Source organism: Achromobacter maghribensis (assembly GCF_057334215.1).
Window position 1 is genome coordinate 59558 of sequence record NZ_JBHFII010000043.1, and the last position, 6350, is coordinate 65907.

4 protein-coding genes and 1 pseudogene are annotated in these 6350 nt (G+C 64.6%); 2 read left to right on the forward strand and 3 right to left on the reverse strand.

Annotation, left to right across the window (positions count from 1 at the left end):
- Positions 1–529: 529 nt before the first annotated feature.
- The 3 genes from ACE039_RS17525 to ACE039_RS17535 form a co-directional block, all read right to left on the reverse strand.
- On the reverse strand, positions 530–2191 hold the full coding sequence (locus ACE039_RS17525; RefSeq protein WP_369868244.1) for an MFS transporter: 1662 nt from the start codon (positions 2189–2191) through the stop codon (positions 530–532).
- 220 nt (positions 2192–2411) lie between these two features.
- Positions 2412–3788: a sensor histidine kinase gene (locus tag ACE039_RS17530; RefSeq protein WP_105555534.1), complete on the reverse strand. Its 1377-nt coding sequence runs from the start codon at positions 3786–3788 to the stop codon at positions 2412–2414.
- Positions 3789–3903: 115 nt separating this feature from the next.
- Positions 3904–4593, reverse strand: a complete 690-nt coding sequence (locus tag ACE039_RS17535; protein WP_006218337.1) for a response regulator transcription factor — start codon at positions 4591–4593, stop codon at positions 3904–3906.
- 359 nt (positions 4594–4952) lie between these two features.
- Between ACE039_RS17535 and recA the strand changes: the two genes are divergently transcribed.
- Complete coding sequence (recA, locus tag ACE039_RS17540; RefSeq protein ID WP_006225020.1) at positions 4953–6014, forward strand: recombinase RecA; 1062 nt, start codon at positions 4953–4955, stop codon at positions 6012–6014.
- A gap of 128 nt (positions 6015–6142) precedes the next feature.
- Positions 6143–6350 (forward strand): annotated as a pseudogene (locus ACE039_RS17545) (recombination regulator RecX); the annotation flags it as partial.

The window sequence follows — 6350 nt, forward strand, 5'->3', positions numbered from 1 at the left end:
ATTCTTTTGTCCGCGCAAAAAAAAGCGGCCCGGCTCAATAAAGGCCGGGCCGGTACGGGAGCACACAATACCGCGTCATAAAAGGCTCGCGGGGAACGCGGTATCGGTGTCAGAACACTAGCCCTGCAATCGTCTGACAGGGGGATCAATCGTCAGCCGATCTGGCGCAAGGCCGTAATCTGAAGCGCCAGTCTAAGCGCGAGGGTCTGACATCGTCCTGAAAGTGCCGAAGAGATTTTGGGCCGGGGGCGAAGGTGCGCGGCGATAGCCGCCACCTGCCTCTACGACCTTCGCAAGAATGGCCTTTTCCCCGCCGGGCCGCCCCAAGGGGAAAACCCCCTCGGGGGGCAGCAAGCGCGAAGCGCGCAGCGTGGGGGCCTTTTCCCCGCCGGGCCGCCCCAAGGGGAAAAAGCCCCCTCGGGGGGCAGCAAGTGCGAAGCGCGCAGCGTGGGGGCGAAAAAAAAAGCTCCATAAGGAGCTTTTAAAGGCCGGGCAGGCGCAGCAGTCCCACCCGGCGGGGGATGGTCGTTTAGGCGTTGATGTCGTTGTCCTTGGATTCGCGCACGAACAGCGTGCCGATGACCAGGGTCATGACTGCGATGATGATCGGATACCACAAGCCGTCGTAGATGTTGCCGGTGGCAGCCACCACCGCGAAGGCGACCGGGGGCAGGAAGCCGCCGAACCAGCCGTTGCCGATGTGGTACGGCAAGCTCATCGAGGTGTAGCGGATGCGCGTCGGGAACATTTCCACCAGCATGGCGGCGATGGGACCGTAGACCATGGTCACGTACAGGACCAGGATCGCCAGCAGCACCACGACCATGACGTTGTTGGTTTGCGCCGGATCCGCCTTGGCCGGGTAGCCGTGGCCGCGGATTGCGGTGGTCAGCGCCTTGTCGAGTTCAGCGGCCTTGGCCTTGAAGTCGGCGGGGGCCATGCCCTTGCCGTCGAACGAGGCGAACTCGTCGTTGCCGATCTTGACCTTGGCCACCGCGCCTGCCGGGGCCGCTTCGTTCTTGTAGTTCACCGAGTTGCGGGCCATGAAGGACTTCACGACGTCGCAAGAGCTGGTGAACGCGGACGTGCCCACCGGGTTGAACTGGAACGAGCAGGTGCCGGGGTCGGCGATGACCGTGACCGGGGCGGTGGCCTGGGCCTTTTCCAGCGCCGGGTTGGCGAAGTGGGTGATGCCCTGGAAGATCGGGAAGTAGGTCGCGGCGGCGATCAGGCAGCCCGCCATGATGATGGGCTTGCGGCCGATCTTGTCCGACAGCGCGCCGAAGACCACGAAGAACGGGGTGCCGATCAGGAGCGCGATCGCGATCATGATGTTGGCGGTGTTGGCGTCGACCTTCAGCGTCTGCGTCAGGAAGAACAGCGCGTAGAACTGGCCCGTGTACCAGACCACGGCCTGGCCGGCGGTCAGGCCCAGCAGCGCCAGGATCACGACCTTCAGGTTCTTCCATTGGCCGAACGATTCAGCGATCGGGGCCTTCGAACCCTTGCCTTCTTCCTTCATGCGCTTGAAGGTGGGCGATTCGCTCAGTTGCAGGCGGATCCACACCGAGATGCCCAGCAGCACGACCGAGATCAGGAACGGAATGCGCCAGCCCCAGGCTTTGAAGTCGTCTTCGCCCATCACCGTGCGGATGCCCAGGATAACCAGCAGCGACAGGAACAGGCCCAGCGTAGCGGTGGTCTGGATCCACGAGGTGTAGAAGCCACGACGGCCGTGCGGGGCGTGTTCGGCGACGTAGGTCGCCGCGCCGCCGTACTCGCCGCCCAGCGCCAGGCCTTGCAGCAGGCGCAAAACGATCAGGATGGCCGGAGCGGCCAGGCCGATGCTGGCGTAGCTGGGCAGCACGCCGACCAGGAATGTCGACAAGCCCATGATCACGATGGTGACCAGGAACGTGTATTTGCGGCCGACCAGATCACCCAGGCGTCCGAACACCAGTGCGCCGAACGGTCGCACGGCGAAGCCCGCGGCGAACGCCAGCAGCGCGAAAATGAAGCCCGCGGTGGGGTTCACGCCCGAGAAGAAGTGTTGCGCGATGATGGCTGCGAGCGAGCCATATAGGTAGAAGTCGTACCACTCGAAAACCGTGCCCAGGGACGACGCGAAGATGACGCGGCGTTCATCCTTGGTCATCGGGCGCGGTTCCGCGGAAGGACCGCGGCCTGCCATGGTTGTTGTGCTCATGATGTCTCCTCGTTTTTTGGCCAGCGGTTCTCCGCCGTGCTTGGCCCTCCGCCGGCGAGCCGACATCGAGCTATACGCAACATTGAGGCGCTAGGCTGACGAGGTTCTGACGTAACCCTTACCCGAATCTTAAATTTGAAACATTATGTAATCGCTGCGCGCGGAGCTAGGGATAGTCCTTAGGGGCGCAATCCGCCCCTGCCGCTCAACTTTCAAGCAGATCCGGCTCGTCGGCGTACCGCGGGAACACCACGCGGATGCGGGTGCCGGGCAGGTCCGAATGGGGGGTGGGGTGATCGCTGATCAAGACGGTGGCCTGATGCTTCTGGGCGATTTCACGCACGATCGCCAGGCCCAGCCCGCTGCCATCCGACCCGGTGCCCAGCACGCGGTAGAACCGGTCGAAGACGCGCTCGCGCTCTTCGAGCGGGATGCCGGGGCCGGAATCCTCGACTTCCAGAACGGCTTCCTCGCCCACGCGTTGCACGCGTACCGTGATGTGGCCGCCCCGCGGCGTATAGCGCAGCGCGTTGTCCACCAGGTTGTTCAGCAGCTCTGCCAGCAGCAACGGGTTGCCGCTGATCTCGACGGGCTCGTCCGAGCCCTCGAAGCCCAGGTCGGTGCTGAGCGACAGCGCCTGCGGCACCCAGTGCATGGCCTGTTCATAGGCGATGGCGTTGATATCCGTGCGCGTCAGGCCGATGGCGCTGGGGTTTTCGGCGCGCGCCAGCAACAGCAGCTGATTGACCAGCCGCGTCGCGCGTTCGGATCCGGTCACCAGCTGGCGCAGGCTGGACTGCATCTCTTCGGGGCTGGCGTCGCGCAACGCCAGTTCGGCTTGTGTGCGCAGGCCCGCCAGCGGCGTCTTCAACTGATGCGCGGCATCCGCGACGAAGCGGCGCTGCGCCTGAACGTTGGCCGACAAGCGGTCCAGCAGGTCGTTCATCGCCGCGACCAGCGGTGCGATTTCGGACGGCGCCGCGCGTTCGTCGATGGGGGAAAGGTCGTCGGGACGCCGCGCGCGCAGGCGTTGCTGCAGGGCGTTCAGGGGCGCAACGCCGCGCGACAGTCCGAACCACACCAGCAGCACGGCGATCGGCAGCACGACGAACTGCGGAATGATCACGCCCTTGATGATGTCGTTGGCTAGCTGCGTGCGCTTTTCCACCGTTTCGGCCACGATCAGCAGCGCTGGCTGGGTGTTGGGCAGATTCAGATCGACCCACGTGAAGGCCAGGCGGATGCCGAAGCCGCGCATGGTGTCGTCTTCGTACTGGACTTCACCGGGGCGCGGCTGGCCCACCGAGGCCGGCAGCGGCAGGGCGCGGTCACCGCCCAGGTATTCGCCGCGGCTACCCAGCGCCAGCCAGAACACGCTGTCGGTTTCGTCGGCGCGCAGCACGTCGCGCGCGGGATCGGTCATCTTCAGGATGGCGCGGCCGTCCTGGGCGTGGACCTGGCGGGTCAGCACATGCAGGTTGTTGGCCAGCGCCCGGTCGTACGGCACGTTGGCGATATTTTGCGCGACTACATAGGTGATCGCGACGCTCATGGGCCACAGCAGGAACAGCGGCGCCAGCATCCAGTCCAGGATTTCGCCCAGCAGCGAACGCTGGGGCGGTGCGAAGCTGGGGCCTTTGGAGCCGGCCTGCAAGATATCCAGTGCTTCCTGATTCAGCGGCTCGGGCCGCGTGGATTCAGCTGGCGAGGTACGCGGCACCCTGGTCCCGCTCCAGACAGTAGCCCAGTCCGCGCACGGTCACGATCTTCACGCCGCTGGGTTCGAGCTTCTTGCGCAGGCGGTGCACATAGACCTCGATGGCGTTGGTGCTGACTTCCTCGCCCCATTCGCACAGGTGGTCCACCAGTTGCGTCTTGCTGACCATGCGGCCGCTACGGGTCAGCAGGATTTCAAGCAGACTGACCTCGCGCGCGGACAGGTCCAGTGTCTGGTCATCCACGATGGCGACGCGGCCGGTCTGGTCGAACAGCAGCCGGCCATGCTTGAGCATGGTGGCGCCCCCGCCGGCGCCGCGCCGGGTCAGCGCCCGCACGCGCGCTTCCAGTTCGGACAGCGCAAAGGGTTTGGCCATGTAGTCGTCGGCGCCCAGGTCCAGGCCCTTGACGCGTTGTTCGATGCTGTCGGCGGCGGTCAGGATCAGGACGGGCAGGGCGGAATTGCGGGCGCGCAGGCGGCGCAGCACTTCCAGGCCGGCCAGTTGCGGCAGGCCGAGATCCAGGATGAGCAGGTCGAACGCCTGGGCCGCCAGCGCCGAATCGGCGGCCAGCCCGTCACGCACGGCGTCGACGGCATAGCCGTTGTGGCGCAAGGAGCGGGACAGGCCATCGGCCAGAATGCTGTCGTCTTCGGCGATCAGGATACGCATGGGCTGCTAGTGAAGAGGTCCCTGTGCGGCCACCGCTTTGCGCGCTTGGCCTGCCCCGCATGGGAGGCTGTCCGCCTTGTTAATCCGCTTGATGGGCGGGCCCGGCGGCGGAATAGGGACGAAACGCCGGGTTCGCTTTGGATTCTGTCATATGGCGGGGGGCTTGCCCACTCAGGGTATACGTGCAAAACTGTGGCACACTGGTTTTTTGTACAGTACAATCCGATGCCATAATCTGCACTTGGATGAAAAGCGCAGCGCAGATTTCCGGCGCAAGCCTGCACAGCAAGCCCGAACAGCCTGACCGGCGACTTCTCCGGCACCCTTCGACACCAGATACGTTACAGACAGGACTCTACATGGACGACAAAACCACCAAGGCCGCCGCTTCGGAAAAGGCCAAGGCGCTTGCCGCCGCGCTTTCGCAGATCGAAAAGCAGTTCGGCAAGGGCTCGATCATGCGCTACGGCGACAACGAGGTCTCGCATGACATCCAGGTCGTTTCCACGGGTTCCCTGGGGCTGGACATCGCACTGGGCGTCGGCGGCCTGCCGCGCGGCCGCGTGGTTGAAATCTACGGCCCGGAATCGTCGGGCAAGACGACGCTCACGTTGCAGGTCATTGCTGAAATGCAGAAGATCGGCGGCACCTGCGCTTTCGTCGACGCGGAACACGCGCTGGACGTGCAATATGCCAACAAGCTGGGCGTCAACCTGACCGACCTGCTGATCTCGCAGCCGGATACGGGTGAGCAAGCGCTGGAAATCACCGACGCGCTGGTGCGTTCGGGTTCGGTCGACTTGATCGTCATCGACTCGGTGGCCGCGCTGGTGCCCAAGGCTGAAATCGAAGGTGAAATGGGCGATTCGCTGCCCGGCCTGCAAGCCCGCCTGATGAGCCAGGCGCTGCGCAAGCTGACCGCCACCATCAAGCGCACCAATTGCATGGTCATCTTCATCAACCAGATCCGCATGAAGATCGGCGTGATGTTCGGCAACCCCGAAACCACGACCGGCGGCAACGCGTTGAAGTTCTACGCCTCCGTGCGCCTGGACATCCGCCGCATCGGCTCCATCAAGAAGGGCGACGAAGTCGTCGGCAACGAGACCCGCGTCAAGGTCGTGAAGAACAAGGTCGCGCCGCCGTTCAAGCAGGCCGAGTTCGACATCATGTACGGCGCCGGCATCTCGCGCGAAGGCGAAATCATCGATCTGGGCGTGGCTGCCAGCGTGGTGGACAAGTCCGGCGCGTGGTACAGCTACAACGGCAACCGCATCGGCCAGGGCAAGGACAACGTCCGCGAATACCTGAAAGAGCACAAGGAAATTGCCATCGAGATCGAAAACCGCGTTCGCGAAAACCAGGGCATCGTCAGCCGTGCCGCCGAATTCGTGCCGACGGCGGAAGACACCGCCGAATAAGCCATCTTGCGGCTGCCAGCGGATCTCCGCAGGTGGCTCGCACATTGTTGCGCCGTGCCTTCGGGCTGGCGACATGCGGCAGGCGCCATGACGGGCCTGCCGTTTTTGCATAGCAAGCAGGAAAGCGTATGAGCTGGAAACCGACCCCCGCGTCCGCCGACCGTCTTCGCGCCAAGTTGGATGACGAGTTTGAAACCGTCGCCAAGCCTGAAGGCTTGCGGCGCACGTCCGATGCGCGCCGTGAACAGGAAGCCGCGGCCCCCACGGTGGATACGGGCGAATGGCAACGCAGTTCCGAGCAGCGCTCGCCCGCCCGTGGCCGGCGCGCCGCCGGCG

Coding starts and splice junctions, on each gene's coding strand:
- ACE039_RS17525 (WP_369868244.1), bottom strand. CDS start 2,191: ATGGCAGGCCGCGGTCCTTCCGCGGAACCGCGCCCGATGACCAAGGAT.
- ACE039_RS17530 (WP_105555534.1), bottom strand. CDS start 3,788: ATGCTGGCGCCGCTGTTCCTGCTGTGGCCCATGAGCGTCGCGATCACC.
- ACE039_RS17535 (WP_006218337.1), bottom strand. CDS start 4,593: ATGCGTATCCTGATCGCCGAAGACGACAGCATTCTGGCCGATGGCCTG.
- recA (WP_006225020.1), top strand. CDS start 4,953: ATGGACGACAAAACCACCAAGGCCGCCGCTTCGGAAAAGGCCAAGGCG.